Source organism: Micromonospora sp. CNZ296 (assembly GCF_007827635.1).
The window spans coordinates 80,852-100,363 of the sequence record NZ_VISW01000007.1; the positions used below are offsets into that span (position 1 = coordinate 80,852).

At 73.9% G+C, this 19,512-nt stretch carries 15 protein-coding genes; 9 read left to right on the top strand and 6 right to left on the bottom strand.

The features are described 5' to 3' along the window. Nucleotides 1-59 precede the first annotated feature (59 nt). Nucleotides 60-1,238, top strand: coding sequence for a MarP family serine protease (locus FB455_RS13825; protein ID WP_013289000.1), 1,179 nt, complete (start codon nucleotides 60-62; stop codon nucleotides 1,236-1,238). 15 nt (nucleotides 1,239-1,253) lie between these two features. Here the strand turns inward: FB455_RS13825 and FB455_RS13830 are convergent, their stop codons facing one another. The 4 genes from FB455_RS13830 to FB455_RS13845 all read right to left on the bottom strand — a co-directional run bounded on the left by FB455_RS13830 (nucleotide 1,254) and on the right by FB455_RS13845 (nucleotide 8,185). Then, nucleotides 1,254-1,979, bottom strand: a complete 726-nt coding sequence (locus tag FB455_RS13830) for a phosphatase PAP2 family protein (RefSeq protein ID WP_030273753.1) — start codon at nucleotides 1,977-1,979, stop codon at nucleotides 1,254-1,256. 30 nt (nucleotides 1,980-2,009) lie between these two features. After that, the gene (locus FB455_RS13835) at nucleotides 2,010-2,804 is read right to left on the bottom strand and encodes a phosphatase PAP2 family protein (RefSeq protein WP_013288998.1); all 795 of its coding nucleotides are present in this window, start codon (nucleotides 2,802-2,804) and stop codon (nucleotides 2,010-2,012) included. A 40-nt stretch (nucleotides 2,805-2,844) separates the two neighbouring features. Continuing rightward, nucleotides 2,845-4,158, bottom strand: a complete 1,314-nt coding sequence (gene mycP / locus FB455_RS13840; protein ID WP_174361749.1) for a type VII secretion-associated serine protease mycosin — start codon at nucleotides 4,156-4,158, stop codon at nucleotides 2,845-2,847. An 88-nt stretch (nucleotides 4,159-4,246) separates the two neighbouring features. Then, on the bottom strand, nucleotides 4,247-8,185 hold the full coding sequence (locus FB455_RS13845; RefSeq protein WP_030273748.1) for a type VII secretion protein EccC: 3,939 nt from the start codon (nucleotides 8,183-8,185) through the stop codon (nucleotides 4,247-4,249). Nucleotides 8,186-8,290: 105 nt separating this feature from the next. Between FB455_RS13845 and eccD the strand changes: the two genes are divergently transcribed. Continuing rightward, entirely contained in the window at nucleotides 8,291-9,673 is a 1,383-nt protein-coding gene (gene eccD / locus FB455_RS13850) for a type VII secretion integral membrane protein EccD (protein WP_013474990.1), read from the top strand. A 58-nt stretch (nucleotides 9,674-9,731) separates the two neighbouring features. Here the strand turns inward: eccD and FB455_RS13855 are convergent, their stop codons facing one another. Further along, complete coding sequence (locus FB455_RS13855) at nucleotides 9,732-10,238, bottom strand: inorganic diphosphatase (RefSeq protein ID WP_013288994.1); 507 nt, start codon at nucleotides 10,236-10,238, stop codon at nucleotides 9,732-9,734. A 517-nt stretch (nucleotides 10,239-10,755) separates the two neighbouring features. Between FB455_RS13855 and dacB the strand changes: the two genes are divergently transcribed. The 3 genes from dacB to tilS all read left to right on the top strand — a co-directional run bounded on the left by dacB (nucleotide 10,756) and on the right by tilS (nucleotide 14,350). Further along, complete coding sequence (gene dacB / locus FB455_RS13860; protein WP_186466403.1) at nucleotides 10,756-12,159, top strand: D-alanyl-D-alanine carboxypeptidase/D-alanyl-D-alanine endopeptidase; 1,404 nt, start codon at nucleotides 10,756-10,758, stop codon at nucleotides 12,157-12,159. A gap of 66 nt (nucleotides 12,160-12,225) precedes the next feature. Beyond that, nucleotides 12,226-13,293, top strand: coding sequence for a zinc-dependent metalloprotease (locus FB455_RS13865; protein WP_013288992.1), 1,068 nt, complete (start codon nucleotides 12,226-12,228; stop codon nucleotides 13,291-13,293). Between the two features lie 106 nt (nucleotides 13,294-13,399). Next, nucleotides 13,400-14,350, top strand: a complete 951-nt coding sequence (gene tilS / locus FB455_RS13870; protein ID WP_030273744.1) for a tRNA lysidine(34) synthetase TilS — start codon at nucleotides 13,400-13,402, stop codon at nucleotides 14,348-14,350. Between the two features lie 118 nt (nucleotides 14,351-14,468). Here the strand turns inward: tilS and FB455_RS13875 are convergent, their stop codons facing one another. Then, nucleotides 14,469-15,428: a GlxA family transcriptional regulator gene (locus tag FB455_RS13875; RefSeq protein WP_013474994.1), complete on the bottom strand. Its 960-nt coding sequence runs from the start codon at nucleotides 15,426-15,428 to the stop codon at nucleotides 14,469-14,471. Nucleotides 15,429-15,578: 150 nt separating this feature from the next. Between FB455_RS13875 and FB455_RS34275 the strand changes: the two genes are divergently transcribed. From FB455_RS34275 to folE, 4 genes are all read left to right on the top strand, one after another. Further along, nucleotides 15,579-15,716: a hypothetical protein gene (locus FB455_RS34275; RefSeq protein WP_018786602.1), complete on the top strand. Its 138-nt coding sequence runs from the start codon at nucleotides 15,579-15,581 to the stop codon at nucleotides 15,714-15,716. A gap of 99 nt (nucleotides 15,717-15,815) precedes the next feature. Further along, on the top strand, nucleotides 15,816-16,391 hold the full coding sequence (gene hpt / locus FB455_RS13880) for a hypoxanthine phosphoribosyltransferase (RefSeq protein WP_013288988.1): 576 nt from the start codon (nucleotides 15,816-15,818) through the stop codon (nucleotides 16,389-16,391). Nucleotides 16,392-16,769: 378 nt separating this feature from the next. Further along, nucleotides 16,770-18,782, top strand: a complete 2,013-nt coding sequence (gene ftsH / locus FB455_RS13885; RefSeq protein ID WP_013288987.1) for an ATP-dependent zinc metalloprotease FtsH — start codon at nucleotides 16,770-16,772, stop codon at nucleotides 18,780-18,782. A gap of 86 nt (nucleotides 18,783-18,868) precedes the next feature. Next, nucleotides 18,869-19,486 carry a GTP cyclohydrolase I FolE gene (gene folE, locus FB455_RS13890; RefSeq protein ID WP_013288986.1) on the top strand — a complete coding sequence of 206 codons (618 nt, stop codon included), beginning with the start codon at nucleotides 18,869-18,871 and terminating at the stop codon, nucleotides 19,484-19,486. The last annotated feature ends 26 nt before the right edge of the window (nucleotides 19,487-19,512 follow it).

Genomic DNA, 19,512 nt, shown 5'->3' on the forward strand with positions numbered 1-19,512 from the left:
CGGGTCACGTTCCGCGAGCGCTGAGCCGAGCACGGGCCCCGTGCCCGTACCCTTGGGGCGTGTCCGCCGTGGATCTCGTCCTTCTTCTGCTCATGCTCGTGTTCGCGATCAGCGGATACCGTCAGGGTTTCGTCATCGGGGCCCTGTCGTTCTCCGGCTTCTTCCTCGGAGCGCTGCTCGGCCTCCAGGTCGGGCCGCTGATCGCGCAGCAGTTCGCGGCGAGCGGCACACGCGTGCTGATCTCCCTGGTGGCGATCTTCGGGCTCGCGGTGCTGGGGCAGGCGCTGGCGGGCTGGCTCGGCTCGAACCTGCGGGCCGCCATCACCGGCCCGGCCGGCCGGAAGATCGACGACGTCGGCGGCGCGTTCATCTCGGTCATCGCGGTCATGCTCGTGGCGTGGCTGGTCGCCGTGCCGCTCGGCTCCTCCTCGGTGCCGTGGCTGGCCTCCTCGGTCCGCAACAGCGCGCTGCTCACCGTCGTCGACCAGGTGCTGCCGGACAAGGCGCAGGACCTGTCCACAGCGCTGCGCGACACGGTCGACACCAACGGCTTCCCGGACGTGTTCGGCGACCTCGCGCCGACCCGGGCCCGGCAGGTGGCACCGCCCGACCCGGCGCTCGCCAACTCCCAGGTGGTGCAGAACAGCAGGCGGTCGGTGGTGAAGGTGCTCGGCTCCGCGCCGAGCTGCTCGCGCCGCATCGAGGGCTCCGGTTTCGTGTACGCCGACGACCGGGTGATGACCAACGCGCACGTGGTGGCCGGCACCCGCTCGGTGGCTGTGGAACTGCGCGGCGAGCGGTACGACGGCGAGGTCGTCGTCTACGACCCGGACCGGGACCTGGCGGTGCTCTACGTACCCGGGCTGCCCGGCCCGTCGCTGCGCTTCGCCGCCGGCCCGGCCGCCACCGGCGCTGACGCGATCGTGCTCGGCTTCCCGCTCGACGGCCCGTACGACGCCCGCCCGGCCCGGATCCGGGACGTCGACCGGATCACCGGCCCGGACATCTACTCGGCCGGTGACGTCAACCGGGAGATCTACACGATCCGGGCGTTGGTGCGCAGCGGCAACTCCGGCGGCCCGCTGGTCTCCTCGAACGGTCTGGTGCTCGGCGTGATCTTCGCGGCGGCGGCGGACGACCCGAACACCGGTTTCGCGGTGACCGCCGCCGAGGCGCGACCGGTGGCGCTCGCGGGCGCGGAGCGTACCCGGGGAGTGGCGACCGGCGACTGCACCTGAGCCGGCCTGCGGCGCTCAGCCACCCGCCGGTGCTCCCGCCGGTGTCGCCTCGTCGCCCGAGCGGGACAGCGGCAGCCGGGCGCGGCCCCAGGTGAGCGTGCGGTCGAGTACCGCCCGCGCCATGATCGCTACGCAGGCGCCGCCGTTGAGGAACGAGGCGACCACGTCGCTCGGGTGGTGCATGCCCCGGTACATCCGGGTGAGCGCCACGCCGATCGGCACCAGCACCAGCAGCGTCCACCAGCCGACCTTGGCCGGGGTGCTGCGCGCCCGCAGCGCCAGCAGCACCGCGAGACCGACGTAGAGCGCCGTGGCCGCCGAGGTGTGCCCGGACGGGAAGCTGGACGTGGGCGGGGAGGCGTCCATGTGCGCGACGGCCGGGCGGTTCCGGTCGATGGCCATGGTGGTGAACAGGAAGATCAGCGCCTGCGCGGTCACCGCCGCGCACAGGAACAGCGGCTCCCGCCAGCGGTGCAGCACCAGCCGCAGCACCAGCGCCGCCAGCACCGTCACCACGACGATCATCTGGGTGCTGGCCAGCGTGCTGAACACCAGCGAGACGTCGTTCCACCCCGGCGTCCGGTCGCCGGCCAGCTCACGGTTGACCGTGTCCTCCACGGTGAACGGCCAGGTACGGGCCAGCACCCGGGTCACCAGCAGGCCCAGGCCCACCATCAGCGCGAAGAGCAGGGCCAGCGGCAGCAGGACACGCCGGGTGACTCGGATCACGACATCGGACATGGGCACGCCTGTACCCCGGCGCGGGTCCGGTTACGCCCGGCCGCCCTCCGGCCGCTGGTCGGCCAGCTCCGGCTCGACCCCCTCACGGAGCGGACGGGCGGACGGCCGCCCGGATCCGCTGCGCCAGGTGGCGAAGCCGGCCGCTGTCGCGGCCACCACCGCCGCCCCGAGCACCCAGCCGCCCACCACGTCGCTGGTCCAGTGCACGCCCAGTGCGATCCGGCTGAGCCCGGTCACCACTGCGACCAGCACGGCGGCGGTCCACAGCGCGACCCGGCCCCGGCGGCTGTCCCGCACGAACGGCAGGAACACCAGCAGCAGCACACCCGCCGCCAGCGTGGCGTTGAGCGCGTGACCGGACGGAAACGAGTAACCGGCGGCCCGGGCCACCGGGTCGAGCAGATCCGGCCGGTCCCGGCCGACGAGCAGCTTGAGCAGCGCGCCGAGCAGCCCGCCGGCGGCCATTGTGACGACCACCCAGATCGCGAGCCGGGGCGCGCCGCGCCGGACCAGCCAGACCACCACCACGACCGCGGCCACCCGCAGCGGCCCGGGCCCGAACACGTGCGTCCAGACCGTCATCACACCGACCCAGGCGGAATGGTCCTGTGCGTACCCGTGGAACGCGTCGGCGATCGAGGCGTCCAGCCGCAGCAGAGGCGGCCACGCGCCGAGCACCAGCAGCGCGATCAGGGCGAACGGCACCAGCACCAGGAACGCCGCGACCGCGGCCAGGGTGAGCCGCAGGCCCAGCGAGTGCTCGGGGTCGAGGCGGCGGCTCCGCCACGACCGCTGCCGCGTGACAGTGGCCCCGGTGGTGTCCATGGGGCTCTCCCTACCCATCCGAGGGCGGGATCAGACCGGTTCAGCGACGGGTCTGTCGGAACCGGCGAACCATCAACGCGGTGCCGGTGACGAGTGCGACGAACAGGGCCAGGCCGGTCCAGAGCCGTTCCGGGGCGGAGGCGTCCGTCTGGCCCGCCGGCCGGGCGTTCCAGCCCTCCGAGGAACGCCCCAGCGGGTCACCGCCCCGGCCCGCCGCAGCGGCCCGGGTGTCCCGCGTGTCGCCGGGCGCCGGCCCGAAGCCCACCACGCCGGGGGAGCCGTTGTCGTCGAGCGGGTTGTGGCCCACCGCCGGGACGTCGGCGGTGAGCGCGGCCACCGGATCGACAAGGCCGTAGCCGAACCGGTCGTCCCGGCCGGTCGGGCCGAGATCCCGGGCGGTGGCGATCAGCCGGTTCACCACGTCCCCGGCTGACATCTTCGGATACCGCGCGCGGACCAGGGCAGCCGTCGCGGCGACGAGCGGCGCGGCGAAGCTCGTACCCTGCACCCGCCAGTAGCCCTCCGGCCGGGCGCCGTAGAGCCCGGTGGCCGGGGCGCTGAGCACCGTCTCATGACCCGTGATCGAGCCGGACCAGAGGTTCTCGCTGGTCCGCTCCAGCCCGGCGACCGCGAGCACACCCGGTTCCCGGGCCGGGTACCAGACCTCGGTGGTCGTCGAGGTGGCCAGATTGCCGGTGCAGGCCACCACCACCACGTCCCGGGCGAACGCGTAGTCGAGCGCCGCGGCCAGGGCCGGGTTGTCGCTGCTGCCGCCGAGCGACAGGTTGACCACCTGGGCGCCGTTGTCGACCGCCCAGCGCACCGCCTTGGCGATGATCAGCGCGTCGTCGTAGCGGTTCTCGACGTCGAGGACCCGGACCGGAAGGATCTTGGCGTCCGGCGCGAGCCCCAGCACGCCCCGGTCGTCGTCGGCCCGCCCGGCGATCAGCCCGGCCACCGTGGTGCCGTGCCCCACCGGGTCCGGGCCGTCCGAGCCGTCCGGCGTCACCAGATCGAGGCCGGGCAGCACCTGGCCCGCCAGGTCGGGGTGGGTGCCGTCCACACCGGAGTCGATCACCGCGACCACCACGCCGCGCCCGGTCGAGGTGCGCCACGCGGTCTTCGCCCGCAACTCCTCCAGCTGCCACTGCTCGTCGCGTACCTGATCGGTGCGCAGCAGGCGGTCGGGGGACACCCAGGGACGCGCCACTGTGGCCGGGGCGGCGGGCGCGGCGTGGGCCGGCGGTGCCAGCGGACCGGCGACGGTGGCCAGCGCCGACACGGCGGCGAGCAGCGCGCGTCCGGCGCGACGCCGGGGCGGCCCACCGGGCGGTCCCTGCCGATCCCCTGTCACATTCCCCAGCCGTTCGGTCGCGTCAGACACATGCTGCACGGAGATTACCGGTTGTCCCGACCGTCACGGGGCAACTCCGCGAGGCGGATCACCCGGGCGGGAGATGCGCCAACTGCACCAGGCGCACCCCCTCCCGGCGCGTGACCAGACGCGCCCGCCCCGGGGGCAGCGGCCCGGCCTTGACCTGACCGACGAGCGCGCCCTCCTCCGGGCCGCCCGACATCACCAGCCCCGCCGTGGACAGCTCGCGCAGCCGCTGCACGATCGGCTCGTACGCGGTCCGCCCGGCACCGCCGGTACGCCGCGCCAGCACCAGGTGCAGCCCGACGTCCCGCGCGTGCGGCAGATGCTCCTCCAACGCCCGCAACGGGTTCGTCGGCCCGCCTGCCACCAGGTCGTAGTCGTCGACGAGCACGAACAGTTCCGGTCCCTGCCACCACGACCGGCTGCGCAGCTGCGCCGGGGTCACCTCCGGCCCCGGCTGCCGCCCCTGGAGATAGCCGGCGGCCGACTCGATCAGCTCGGCGGTGTGCGGCGCCGCGGTCCCGTACCCGATCAGGTGCGGCGTCTCGATCACGCCCATCAGGCTGCGCCGGTAGTCCACGAGCATCACCCGGGCCTGCTCCGGGGTGAACCGGTTGACGATCGAGGTGGCCAGCGCCCGCAGGAACGACGACTTGCCGCACTCGGCGTCGCCGAAGACCAGGAAGTTCGGCTCGGTGGCGAAGTCCAGCACCACCTGGGACAGGTCCGCCTCGGCCACGCCGATCGGGAACGCCAGCCCGCTCGTCGCGCTCTGGTCCAGCTCGGCGTACGGCAGCACCGGCGGAAGCAGCCGCACCCGGGGCGCCGGCGGACCGGTCCACGCGCCGGCGACCGCCTTGACCATGTCGGCGGTCTCCGTGCCCAGTGCCTCGACGCGGGGTTCGGCGGTGAGGAAGTGCAGTCCTCCCGCCGTGATGCCGCGTCCCGGGCGCTCCTCCGGCACGGTTGCCGCCAGCGCGCGCTTGACCACCACCGAGTCGGCCGGGTCGCCGAGACGCAACTCCAGCCGGGAGCCGAACAGGTCACGGATCGCCGGGCGGAAGTCCGACCAGCGCAGCGCGCTCGCCACCACGTGCACCCCGTACGCCAGGCCCCGGGTGGCGAGTTCGGTGACCAGCGGTTCCAGATCCTCGTACTCGCCGCGCAGCGTGTTCCAGCCGTCCACCACAAGGAACACGTCCCCGAACGGGTCCGGCGCGCCCGCCGCCCGCCGCCGTCGCCACGCGGCCATCGACTCCACACCGGCCTCGGCGAAACGCCGCTCCCGCTCGGCCAGCAGGCCGGCGACCTCGCCGACGGTACGGCGCACCGCGGTGCCGTCGGTCCGCCCGCTGACACCGCCCACGTGCGGCAGGTCGCGCAGCGTGCCCAGCGTCCCGCTGCCGAAGTCGAGGCAGTAGACCTGCACCTCGGCCGGGGTGTGGGTGAGCGCGAGCGCGCAGACCAGGGTGCGCAGCAGGCTGGACCGGCCGCTGCGGGTGGTGCCGACCACAGCGACGTGCCCGGCCGCGCCGTCCAGCGCCAGCCAGAGCAGGTCACGCCGCTGCTCGAACGGCTTGTCCACCACCGCCACCGGCACCTGGAGCGCCCCGTGCAGCTCCGGATTCGCCACCGTGAGCCCGCGTACCGGGTCGGCGCCGACCGGGCCGAGCAGCTCGTCCAGGGCGGGCGAGGCGTCCAGCGGTGGCAGCCACACCTGATGCGCCGGTGGGCCCTGCCCGGTCAGCCGGTCCACGAGCAGGTCCAGCAACGTCTCGCCGCTGTCGTCCTCGGCGGGCGGGGCGACGGGCGCGGGCGGCTCGGGCACCGGGACCACGTGGGTGGAGAACGCGAGCACACGCGCCTCACCGGCGCCGGACGCGCCCGCCCCGCCGCCGCGGCGGCGGACCGCGCCGGAGACGTACGCGGCCTTGAACCGGACCAGCGGATCGGTGCCCGAGCGCAGGTAACCGTGCCCCGGGCTGCGCGGCAGCTCGTGCGCGTCCGGCACGCCCAGCACCGTCCGGGACTCCAGCGCCGAGAACGTCCGCAAACCGATCCGGTACGACAGGTGCGTGTCCAGCCCGCGCAGCCGCCCCTCCTCCAGCCGCTGGCTCGCAAGCAGCAGGTGCACCCCGAGCGACCGGCCCAGCCGGCCGATCTGCACGAACAGGTCGATGAAGTCGGGCTTGGCGGACAGCAGCTCGGAGAACTCGTCGCAGATCAGCAGCAGCGACGGCAGCGGGGCCAGCGGCGAACCGGCCGCCCGGGCCCGCTCGTAGTCGCGCACGCTCGCGAAGTTGCCGGCCCGGCGCAGCAGCTCCTGCCGGCGCATCAGCTCCCCGTTGATCGCGTCCACCATCCGGTCCACCAGCGGCAGCGCGTCGGCCAGGTTGGTGATCACGGCGGCGGTGTGCGGCAGCCGCTCGAACGGCGCGAACGTGGCGCCGCCCTTGAAGTCGACTAGGACAAAGTTGAGCTGTTCCGAGCTGTGCGTGGCGGCCAGCCCGAGCACGAGCGTGCGCAGCAGCTCCGACTTGCCCGAGCCGGTCGCGCCGATCAGCAGGCCGTGCGGGCCCATGCCGTCCTGCGCCGACTCCTTCAGGTCGAGGTCGATCGCCCCGCCGTCGGCGCCCACGCCGATCGGCACCCGCAGCCGGTCCCGCGCGGCCCGGGGCGCCCAGCCCTGCTCGGCGGTGAAGCTCTCCGGGTCGCCGAGACCCAGCAGCTCGGGCAGACCCAGCTCGGCGCCGGGCGGCGCGTCCGGTCCGCGTACCGTGCCGGCCAGCCGCAGCGGCGCGAGCCGCCGGGCCACCGCCTCGGCGTCGGCGGGCGCCAGCGCGTCGGCGGCGCCCACTTCGGCGTGCCCCTCCGCGGAGTGCGAGTGCAGCCGGCCGTCGACCAGGTCGAGCAGGAGCGCGTACCGGTCGAGCAGCCGGGGCGGCGGAGTGTCCAGGTCGAGCACTGTGACCGCGTCGATGCCGCCGTCACCGGCCAGGTCGGTCGCGCCGGTCAGGTCACCGCCGTCGAGCACCACCACGACGTGCGGCCCGTCGGTGGCGGTGCCGTGCGGGCTGAACCGGGACCGGGCGCCGAGCACGTCGTCGAGCAGCCGTTCCAGGTCGGCGGCGGAGCTGGTGACCAGCCGCACCGGGCCCAGCGCGTCGGTGCGCGCCGGATGGTGGGCGTGCGGCAGCCACTTCACCCACTCCCAGGCGGTCCGGCGTTCCGGCCCGGCGCAGACCGCGATCAGCAGCTCGTCCGGCGCGTGGAAGACGGCGAGCTGGGTGAGCACCGCCCGGGCCAGCGCCTGCGCGGCGGGCGAGCCGGCGCCGCGTACCGGGCCGGCCGGGCCGCGCACGAAGACCCGGGCGAAACTGCGCAGCGACAGCGCCACCGGCAGGTCCGGCACCACCGAGTACGCGTCCAGGAAGCGCCGCAGCGCCCCGGCCGTCATCGGCTCCAGCTCCTCCAGCGGGCGGGTGATCGGCGGGACCAGCGGGGTGGCGAGCGTCTGCGGGCCCACACCGACCCGGACCACGGCGAAGTCCGGGTCGCCCGGCCGGCGCTCCCACACCCGGTGACTGTCGACTGTCGACCAGAGCCGCCCCGGCTCCGGATGGCGGTAGGACAGCCCGGCCCGCTGGGCGCCGGCGGTCTCCCGCACCCGGCGCCGGAGCGTGGCGAGGTGGCGAAGGTACTCCCGGCGGGCGGCCATCAGCTCGGACTTCTTCGGCCCGGCGCTGCCCCAGGTGGTGACCAGCATCGCCAGCGAGGAGAGGCCGAACATGCCGCCCACCACGTACGAGTACGCACCGCCGCCGCGGCCGAACATCATCGCCATGGCCACCGTCCCGCCGAGCATCGGCAGCACCATCAGCGCCTGCTGCCAGCGCCCACCGGTCGCGGCGGGGATCTCCGGCGGCGCCTCGACGGGCAGCTCACCGACCGGGATCTCCGGTGCCGGGCGGCGTGGCGGCCGCTTGATGACGACAGTGGACACTCACCCTCCCCGGAAGTGGCTCTGGGTAACCCGAGCCTGGCTCATCGTAGGTAAAGTCCTCTCGTCCGTCAGCCCACTCCCTCCGCTCGATATGGAGATGCCTCGATGACAAGCGGGCTCGCCCGGGTCACGATCAGCGCGCCCAGGCGGCGGGTCGACGTGGCCCTCCCGGAGCAGGTGCCCCTGGCCGAGCTGTTGCCCGAGGTGCTCCGGCACGCCGGTGAGGGGCTGGCCGACGACGGGGAACGGCACGGCGGGTGGGTGCTGCGCCGGACCGACGGGGCGGTGCTCGCCACCGCCCAGGCGCTGCTGCCGCAAGGAGTGCGCGACGGCGAGGTGCTGCACCTGGTGCCGGCCCGCGCGCAGTGGCCCGAACTGGAGTACGACGACGTGGTCGAGGCGATCGTGGACGGCGCCCGGCGCCGGGGTGCCGCCTGGTCGGGCCGGGCCACCCGGGCCGCGGCGCTCGCCGGTGCCGCCGTACCCCTGGCGGTCGGCCTGGTCGCCGTGGTCGCGGGCGGGCCGGGCGCGCGCGGCTGGCCGGTCGCCGCGGCGGTCGCCCTGATCCTGGTGCTCACCGCCACCGCGGCGTCCCGGGCGTACGGGGACGGCCCGGTCGGCGCCACGCTCGGCGGGTACGCGCTGCCCTGGGCCGCGGCGGCCGGTGCGCTGGCGGTCACCTCGGGCGACCCGGTCGGCCCGATCCCCGGCCTGCGCTGGGTCGGCGCCCCCGAACTGCTGGTCGGCTCGGTGGCGCTGCTGCTGGTGGCGGTGCTCGGCCTGCTCGGCGTGGCCAGCCGGTCCCGCGTCTCCGTGGCCGGGGTGACCGTCGGCGTGGCAGGCGTGGCGGCCGCGCTCGGCGGGCTGCTGCTCGACCCGGACGGCACCGCCGCGGTCCTGCTCGCCGTGCTGGTGTTCGCGCTCGGCGGGCTGCCGTTGCTGGCCATCCGGGTCGGCAAGCTGCCGCTGCCGCCGCTCACCCTGCCCAGCCCGGCCGGCACCCGGGACCTGCCGGACCGGGGCCGGGTGCACGCGGCGGTGGCCCGCGCCGAGGAGGTGCTCACCGGGATGCTGCTCGGCCACGCGGTGCTCGCGGTCGGCGCGGTCGCGGTGCTCGTCTCCGTCGGCCGGACCGCCGGGCTGCTGCTCGCCGCCGTCGCCTGCGGGGTGCTGCTGCTGCGCTCCCGCCTGTTCGTGGCGGTACGGCACCGGGTGCCCGCTGTCGTCGCCGGGCTGGCCGGGTTCGCCCTGCTCGGCGTGGTGCTGGCGGAGCGGGCCGGTCCCGGTGGCCGCCTGGCGCTGACAGTGGGCGGGCTGGCCCTGGCACTCACGGCCGTCACCGCCGGCGCCACGTACGCCCGGCGCCCGGTCTCCCCGTACCTCGGCCGGCTGGCCGACCTGACCGACACCGCGCTCGTGGTCGCGGTCGTGCCGGTGGCCTGCGCGGTGCTCGACCTCTACGACCGGGCCCGCGACCTGCTCGCCTGAACACGCGCAAGGCCCGGGTCGCGAAGCGCGACCCGGGCCTCCGGCGAAAGCGTGAGCGTCAGTGCAGCGTCTCGCCGCGCTCCTCGGCCTCCTTGGCGCGCCGGTACGACGCGGCGATCTCCGCCTCGGCCTCGACCCGGCCCACCCAGGTCGCGCCCTCGACCGACTTGCCCGGCTCCAGGTCCTTGTAGACCTCGAAGAAGTGCTGGATCTCCAGCCGGTCGAACTCGCCCAGGTGGTGGATGTCGCGCAGGTGCTCCTGACGCGGGTCCTCGTAGGGCACGCAGAGGACCTTGTCGTCGCCGCCCTTCTCGTCCGTCATCCGGAACATGCCGATGGTGCGGCAGCGGATCAGGCAGCCCGGGAACGTCGGCTCCGGCACCAGCACCAGCGCGTCCAGCGGGTCGCCGTCCTCGCCCAGGGTGCCCTCGATGAACCCGTAGTCGGCCGGGTACTGCGTGGAGGTGAAGAGGGTGCGGTCCAGCCGGATGCGGCCGGTCGCGTGGTCTACCTCGTACTTGTTCCGGTGACCCTTGGGGATCTCAACCGTGACGTCGAAATCCATCTTCCACGCTCCCTCGTTTGCCCACGCTGGCTAACGGCAACCAGCGGCTCACCCCCGGCGCGGGGTGAACGCCCCCCGTCGGCTCCGGCCGCCGCATAGTGTTCGGACCGAAGTAGTGTCGCCCAAGGCGATTTCGAGCGGGGAGGAGGGGGCCGTGGGGAGGGAAGATTCACACTACCGCCCCGAGAGGGTTGACGGGCGCGGGTCCGCCGGTTCCGGTTCCGGCGGGGCCACCGGGCGGGTGTCCGTCCCTGGTGCGAACGTCCCCCATCGTCCGGCTCCGGCCACCGGGTCCGCCCGCGTCGGCCCGCCGCACCACGGCTCCGGCCCGGCGAGCGGCTCGGCCCGCGTCGGCCCGTCCCACGACCCGACGGCTCCGCTGAACTGGCCCGGCGCGCCGGACTCGATCCCGGTCAGCCCGCCGGTCCCGCCGGTCGGCGCCGCGCCGCCCGTACCCTCAGGGCCGCCCCCGGGCCGGCCGCGACGCGGCCGGCGGCTCGTCGCGGCGCTCGCCTGCGTGCTCGTGCTGGCCCTGGCGGTGGCCGGGCTCGCCGTGCTGCGCCCCGGCCCGGTCGCCGGGTGGCTGGGCGACGACGACAGCACGGGTACGGCGGTCGCCGCGCCGCCCGAGCCCTCCCCGCAGGCCGTGCTGGCCGGGCCGGACGGCAACGCCCCGCTGCCCACCGAGGCCGGTATCCGATCCGCGCTGGACCCGCTGGTCCGCGCCGCCGCGCTCGGCGACCGGGTGCACGTGTCGGTGGCCGACGTGAGCACCGGCCAGGCGCTCTACGGCACCGGCCAGGACACGCCCACCGTGCCCGCCTCGGTGACCAAGCTGGCGACCGGCGTGGCGGTGCTCGCCGCACGCGGCCCGGCCTACCGGATCCCGACCCGCGCGGTGGCCGGGGCGAACCCGGGCGAGGTGGTCCTGGTCGGCGGCGGTGACCCCACGCTCGCCGTGGACAAGAACGGCTTCTACCCGGGCGCGGCCCGGCTGGACGACCTCGCCGCCCAGGTGCGCGACGCGCTCGGTGGCACCGCGCCGACCAAGGTGATCGTCGACTCGTCGCTGTTCAGCGGCCCGGTCTTCGAGCCCGGCTGGGACGCCGACATCCCCACCGGCGGTTTCGGCGCGGCGATCACCGCGTTGATGACCGACGGCGCCCGGAAGAACGCGGCTGAGGCGCGGCGTACCGCCGAGCAGACCAATCACGCCGCCGAGCGGGTGCCGCAGCCCGACCTGACCGCCGGCCGGCAGTTCGCCAAGCTGCTCGGCCTGACCGGCGGCGCCGCCCAGGTGACCCGGGGCACCGCGCCGGGCGCGTCCGGCGCCACGGGTACGGCCCCCGGCGCCGAGCTCGGAAAGGTCGAATCACTGCCGATGATCCGGCTGGTCGACATCATGATCAGCGACAGCGACAACGTGATCGCCGAGGCGATGGCCCGCCAGGTGGCGCTCGCCAAGGGCAAGCCCGGCTCGTTCGCCGGCGGCGCGGCCGCCACCGACCAGGTGCTCGGCGAGCTGGGCCTGCCCGCCGGCGAGATCAGCCTGGCCGACGGCAGCGGGCTGTCCCGCACCAACCGGATCAGCCCCTCGCTGCTCACCGACCTGATCACGCTCGCCGGCAACGGCAGCCACCCCGAACTCGCCGCGATCTTCGGCGGACTGCCGGTCGGCGGCTGGTCCGGCACGCTCGACGAGCGCTACCGCGCGGCGGCGACCCGCGCCGGAGCGGGTGTCGTCCGGGCCAAGACCGGCACGCTGAGCGGCGTCAACGCGATCGCCGGCACGGTGACCACAGCCGACGGCCGGCTGCTCACGTTCGCCGTGCTCACCGACCGGACCCAGGGCTCGCTGGACGACACCCGGGCGGCGCTGGACCGGATCAGCTCCGCGCTGGCCGGGTGCGGCTGCCGCTGACCGACGGGCGTCGATAGGCCGGCGCGAGCCCGGGTGGGGGTGTTCCGGCGCGGGTACGGTGGGTTCATGGCGCAGTTCGTGGACTGGGATCTGGCCGCCGCGACAGCGGGGGCGCTGAGCAAGTCGGGCCCCCGGGTGTCGTACGCCGAGGCCACCGACGTGGTCGGCGACCTGCGCCGGCTGACCGAGGAGGCGGCCGGTCACGTCGCCGACTACACCGGCCTGCGTGCGCAGGTCGCGCACCCGCCGGTACGCGTGGTCGACCGCCGGGACTGGGCGGCGGCGAACATCGCCGGGCTGCGTGAGGTGGTCTCCCCGCTGGTCGAGCGTCTCTCCGGGGACAAGCGGCCGGGCGCGCTCACCGAGGCGATCGGCTCCCGGGTCACGGGTGTGCAGGCCGGCACCGTGCTGGCTTACCTCTCCGGCCGCGTGCTCGGCCAGTACGAGGTCTTCGCCGGCGACCCCGGCCAGCTGCTGCTGGTGGCCCCGAACATCCTGGAGGTCGAGCGGAAGCTCGGCGCCGACTCGCGTGACTTCCGGCTCTGGGTGTGCCTGCACGAGGTGACCCACCGCACCCAGTTCACCGCCGTGCCGTGGATGCGCGCGTACTTCCTCGGCGAGGTGCAGGCGTTCGTGGACGCCTCCCAGGGCGGCGAGCACCTGCTGGAACGGCTCCGCCGCGGCGTGGCGACGCTCTCCGACGCGGTCAAGGACCCGGAGAGCCGGGCCAGCGTGCTGGACATCGTGCAGACCCCGGCGCAGCGCGCGGTGCTGGACCGGCTGACCGCGCTGATGACACTGCTGGAGGGCCACGCCGAGTTCGTGATGGACGGCGTCGGCCCGCAGGTCATCCCCAGCGTCGAGTCGATCCGGGCGGCGTTCAACCGCCGCCGCGAGTCCGGCAACCCGCTGGAGAAGGCGATCCGGCGGCTGCTCGGCATCGAGGTCAAGATGCGCCAGTACGCCGAGGGCCGCAAGTTCGTGCACGGCGTCGTCGACCGGGTGGGCATGCAGGGCTTCAACAAGATCTTCTCGTCCCCGCTGACGCTGCCCCGCCTGGACGAGCTGGGCGACCCGGACGCCTGGGTGTCACGCGTACACGGGCCCGCCGGTGCCACCCCGCCAGTCGGCTGATCCGGCCGGTTCGGCTGGTCCGCTCGGTCCGGCTTCTTCCGCGGGCCGGGCGGATTCCGGCGCCCGGTCGCGCCGCTCGCCGTCGCCCGCTCCCGCCGTCGCCGCCGTGCGGCTCGCCGTCCGCCGGGTGCTGACCGGCCTGCCCGGCGGCGGCCCGGTGCTGGTGGCCTGCTCCGGCGGGGCCGACTCGCTCGCGCTCGCCGCCGCCACCGCGTTCGTGGCCCCCCGGCTCGGACGGCAGGCCGGCCTGGTGACGGTCGACCACGGCCTGCAAGCCGGGTCGGCGGAACGGGCCGAGGCGGTCGCCGACTGGGCCCGCGCCGAAGGGCTCGACCCGGTCGAGGTGCTTCCGGTACGCGTGGACGGCCGGCCCGGCGGTCCGGAGGCGGCCGCCCGCGAGGCCCGGTACGAGGCGCTGATCGCGGCCGCCCACCGGTTCGACGCAGTCGGTGTGCTGCTCGGGCACACGCGCGACGAGCAGGCCGAGACAGTCCTGCTGGCGCTGGCCCGGGGCGCCGGACCGCGCGGGCTGTCCGGGATGCCGGAGCGGCGCGACGTCGACGGGGTACCCCTGCTGCGCCCACTGCTCGACGTCCCGCGCGCCGACACCCGGGCCGCCTGCGAAGCGCTCGGGCTCGACCCATGGGCGGACCCGCACAACGCCGACCCCGCGTACGCCCGGGCGCGGGTCCGGACCGACGCGCTGCCGGCACTCGTCGACGCGCTCGGGCCGGGAGTGGTGGCGAACCTGGCCCGGACCGCCGGACTGCTCGCGGCCGACAACGCCGCGCTCGACGCGCTCGCCGACGCCGCGCTCGCCGACGCCCGGACCAGGGAGGGCGGGCTGTCCGTAGCCGGGCTCGCCGAGTTGCCGGCCGCCGTCCGTACCCGGGTGCTGCACACCTGGGCCCGCGAGCTGGGCGCCGCGCCGGCCGCGCTGTCCCACAGGCACGTGGCCGCGCTGGACGCCCTGGTCACGGCGTGGCGCGGACAGGGCCCGGTGCACCTACCCGGCAACCACCAGGTACGCCGCCACGCGGGTCACCTCCTGCCCTGACCCGAGCGGACGGCCCCCCCTTGCCCCCGTTGATCAAGGCTTTTTGGTCACGTTCCGGCCCTCCCCAGCCCGCAAACTCCTTGATCACCGCTCCAGAGGCGCCGGCGGTGTGGGCGGGTCAGGTGGTCTGGCGGTCTCGGAAGGTGGTGCGGTAGGCGAGCGGGGTGGTGCCCACCCGGCGGGTGAAGTGGTGCCGCAGCGCTGCCGCGTCGCCGAAACCGGCCTGCTCGGCGACGCCCTCCACGCTCAGTGACGTGTCCTCCAGCAGGTGCCGGGCCAGCAGCACCCGCTGGTTGGTCACCCAGTCGTGCGGGGTGGTGCCGGTCTCGGCGCGGAACCTGCGGGCGAACGTACGTGGGGCCATCCCGGCGCGCGCCGCCAGCTCGTCCACTGTCACCTGTCGCCGCAGGTGTCCCATCAACCATTCCAGCACCGGTTCCAGCGTGGGTGCCTCCGGCGCCTTGGGGATCGGCGCCTCGACGTACTGCGACTGGCCGCCGTCGCGGTGCGGCGGCACCACCATCCGGCGGGCCAGCCGGGTCGCCACCGCGGAGCCGTGCTCCTGGCGTACCAGATGCAGGCAGGCGTCGATGCCGGCGGCGGTGCCTGCGCTGGTGAGCAGCCGGTCGTCCTGCACGTAGAGCGAGTCGCACTGGACCCGGGCGGCCGGGAAGCGCTGCTGGAGTTCGTCGGTGTACCGCCAGTGGGTGGTGCAGTCGCGCCCGTCTAGTACGCCCGCCTCGCCGAGGACGAACGCGCCGGCGCAGACGCTGAGCAGCCAGGCGCCCCGGTCGGCGGCGCGGCGCAGCGCGGCGAGCACCGGCTCGGGGACCGGGGTGCCGTCGGCGTGCGCGGGGACCGCCACCAGGTCGGCGTCCTCGACCGGGCCCAAGCCGGCGGTGGGGGTGAGCAGGAACCCGGAGCGGCTGCGGACCGCGCCGCCGTCGGCGGTGCAGACGTCGAACCGGTATCCGGGGAAGCCGTCGGCGGTGCGGTCGGTGCCGAAGACCTCGGCGAGCACGCCGAGTTCGAAGGCGGCGACGTGGTCCATGGCGATGACGGCGACCGAGCGGAGCATGTGACGAGGGTAACCCGACAGGTGGCAGGAAATCGATGCCCGATGACATTCCTGCCACTGTCCGGATCGGTCGGTGGCCCGCAGAATCAATGGTGTCCGGTGCGCACCGGCGGCGAAAACAGTCTCAACCATGCGAAAGCGAGCGCCGCCATGACCGTTCTGCTGCTCCTGCTCTTCCTGCTCCTTCTCGTCGGCGCCAGCGCCTTCGGGTTCACCGCCGACACCCGCGACTCGGCCGACTGGAAGCCGAGCGACGACGGGCAGCGCTGGCGCTCCCGTACCTGCTGAGGTGATTTATTCAGTTCGCGCCGAAAATCCCCGGCGGGACCGCGCCAAAAGGGGCGGCCCCGCCGACGGCGGCGCGGGGGCGTACGGCAGGCTAGGAGCATGGCTGACGGCTCCTGGTACGACGCCGACATCGACCACGTGATCATCTCGGAGGCGCAGATCCGCGACAAGACCGCGGAGCTGGCCAAGCAGGTCTCGGCGGACTACGCCCACGTCGAGGACGGCCTGCTGCTCGTGTGTGTGCTCAAGGGAGCGGTCATGTTCATGGCCGACTTCGCCCGTGCGCTGGGCCGCCAGGGCCCGCCCGCCGAGCTGGAGTTCATGGCCGTCTCGTCCTACGGCCAGGGCACCACCTCGTCCGGCGTGGTCCGCATCCTCAAGGACCTGGACCGGGACATCGCCGGCCGCCACGTGGTGGTCGTCGAGGACATCGTCGACTCCGGCCTGACGCTGTCCTGGCTGCTGCGCTACCTGGAGTCGCGCTCCGCGGCGAGCGTCGAGGTGGTCGCGCTGTTCCGCAAGCCGGACGCGGTCAAGGTGCAGGTCCCGGTCAAGTACGTCGGGTTCGACATCCCCACCGAGTTCGTCGTGGGCTACGGGCTCGACTTCGGCGAGCGGTACCGCGAGGTGCCCTACGTCGGGGTGCTCAAGCCCGAGGTGTACGCGCGGGCCTGAGGCTTTGCCGAGCCCTTCGTCAGCTGACATTCAGCGGGCTCTCAGTCTTCCGGTCTACGGTAGGGACCGGTGACGTGGAGGCACCCTCCACGCCCGGCCCCTCGAACCGCGTGACCGTGCGGTGTGGGCGGGCCGGGTGGGAGCTCCCCGCCACGCCGGCTCAAACCCGGGTTCGCCCTACGCGTAAGTGCCGGGCTCGCAAGCTCACTCGTCGCGCGTACGGTGTACCGTCGAATGACCGTGGTGCGGCAGTTTGCGTGCCCCGGGGGTCGGGCCGGCCCGCACGGCGGCCCCGGCCGCCGCTCAAGGCGGCGACACCATTCAGACGGTCAGGACGTCGATCAGGAGGATGCGGGCGCCTCGGCACCCGACTACAGCATGGAACGTACGCGTTTCTTCCGCCGACCGGTGGTCTGGATCATCCTGGTCATCCTCGGCGCCGTTGTGCTCAGTCAACTGTTCACCGCTGGTCCCAGCTACCACCGGGTGGACACGTCCGTCGCGCTCGACCAGCTCAACAAGGGTGGCATCGAGAAGGTCGTCTTCCAGGACAAGGAGCAGACGCTCCAGCTCGACCTGAAGGACAAGGCCAAGTTCGACGGCGACACCACCACTGACAAGATCGAGGCGCAGTTCCCGTACGAGGTCGGCGGCCAGGTCTGGAACCAGGTACGCGAGGCCGAGGCGGCGGACCGCATCACCGGCCCGGTCGACACCAAGGTGTCGTCGGACAGCATCTGGGTCAGCCTGCTGGTCAACCTGCTTCCCATCGCGTTGCTCGTGCTCCTGCTGCTGTTCTTCATGTCGCAGATGCAGGGCGGCGGCTCCCGGGTGCTCAACTTCGGCAAGTCCAAGGCGAAGATGATCACCAAGGACACGCCGAAGACCACCTTCGCTGATGTCGCGGGTGCGGACGAGGCCGTCGAGGAACTGCACGAGATCAAGGACTTCCTGCAGAACCCGGCGAAATACCAGGCCCTGGGCGCCAAGATCCCGAAGGGCGTGCTGCTGTTCGGCCCGCCCGGTACCGGTAAGACGCTGCTGGCCCGCGCGGTCGCCGGCGAGGCCGGGGTGCCCTTCTACTCCATCTCCGGCTCCGACTTCGTCGAGATGTTCGTCGGTGTCGGCGCCAGCCGCGTCCGCGACCTGTTCGAGCAGGCCAAGTCGAACGCCCCGGCGATCGTCTTCGTCGACGAGATCGACGCGGTCGGCCGCCACCGTGGCGCCGGCATGGGCGGCGGTCACGACGAGCGGGAGCAGACGCTCAACCAGCTGCTTGTCGAGATGGACGGCTTCGACACCAAGGGCGGCGTCATCCTGATCGCCGCCACCAACCGTCCGGACATCCTCGACCCGGCGCTGCTGCGCCCGGGCCGGTTCGACAGGCAGATCCCGGTCGACGCCCCCGACATGGAGGGCCGCAAGGCCATCCTGCGGGTGCACGCCAAGGGCAAGCCGTTCACGCCCGACGTCGACCTCGACGCGGTCGCCCGGCGTACCCCGGGCTTCAGCGGCGCCGACCTGGCCAACGTGATCAACGAGGCCGCGCTGCTCACCGCTCGTAAGGAGCAGCGGGCGATCACCAACGACTCCCTGGAGGAGTCGATCGACCGGGTGATCGCCGGCCCGCAGCGCCGGACCCGGGTGATGAGCGACCAGGAGAAGAAGATCACCGCGTACCACGAGGGTGGGCACGCGCTGGTCGCCTGGGCGCTGCCGCACGCCGCGCCGGTGCACAAGGTGACCATCCTGTCCCGGGGTCGCTCGCTGGGTCACACGCTCGTCCTCCCGACGGAGGACAAGTACACCCAGACCCGGGCCGAGATGATCGACACCTTGGCGTACGCGCTGGGTGGCCGGGCGGCCGAGGAACTGGTCTTCCACGAGCCGACCACCGGCGCCGGCAACGACATCGAGAAGGCCACGCAGCTGGCCCGCGCGATGATCACGCAGTACGGCATGAGCTCCAAGCTCGGTGCGATCAAGTACGGCACCAGCGGCGACGAGCCGTTCCTCGGCCGCAACATGGGCCATGAGCGGGACTACTCCGACGCGGTGGCCGCCGAGATCGACGGCGAGATGCGCGCGCTGATCGAGCTGGCCCACGACGAGGCCTGGGAGATCCTGGTGGAATACCGGGACGTCCTGGACAACATGGTCCTGGAGCTGATGGAGAAGGAGACGCTCTCCACCGCCGACATGGCCCGGATCTGCGCGCGGGTGGTCAAGCGCCCGCCGATGGCGCCGTACCACGGCTTCGGCAAGCGTCTGCCCTCCACCGAGCCGCCGGTGCTCACGCCGGCCGAGAAGGAGGCGCTGGCGGCGCAGTCCCGCGCCGACGCCGCCGCCTCGATCGGTGGTTCCAGCAACAACTCGGACGGTACGCACTGAACAGCGATCCGACGACGGCCGGCTCCCACCACAGGGAGTCGGCCGTCTCCGCGACCGAGCCCGACGGGGACGACGCGCTCGACTACGTGGCCGCGCGCCTGATCAGCGGCAAGCTCACCGGTGGCCCGGTGGAGGACAGCGTCGACCTCGCCCGGATCGAGAAGGCGGTCCGCGAGATCCTCATCGCTGTCGGCGAGGACCCGGACCGTGACGGCCTCCAGCAGACGCCCGCCCGGGTCGCCCGCGCGTACGCCGAACTCTTCGCCGGTCTGCGGGTCGACCCCGCGCAGGTGCTCCGCACCACGTTCGAGGCCAACCACGAGGAGCTGGTGCTCGTCCGGGACATCGACGTGATGAGCCTCTGCGAGCACCACCTGCTGCCGTTCCGGGGCAGCGCGCACATCGGCTACATCCCCGGCCCGGACGGCCGGATCACCGGCCTGTCCAAGCTGGCCCGGCTGGTCGAGGTGTTCGCCCGCCGGCCGCAGGTGCAGGAGCGGCTGACCTCGCAGATCGCCGACCTGCTGATGTCCAGCCTCGCCCCGCGCGGCGTGATCGTGGTGCTGGAGTGCGAGCACATGTGCATGGCGATGCGCGGCATCCAGAAGTCCGGCGCGAAGACCATCACGTCCGCCGTGCGCGGGGGCCTCCAGAACGACGCAAAGTCGCGGGCCGAGGCGATGGCGCTGATCATGGCCCGCTGACTCCCGACCGACATCGACGGCCGCGT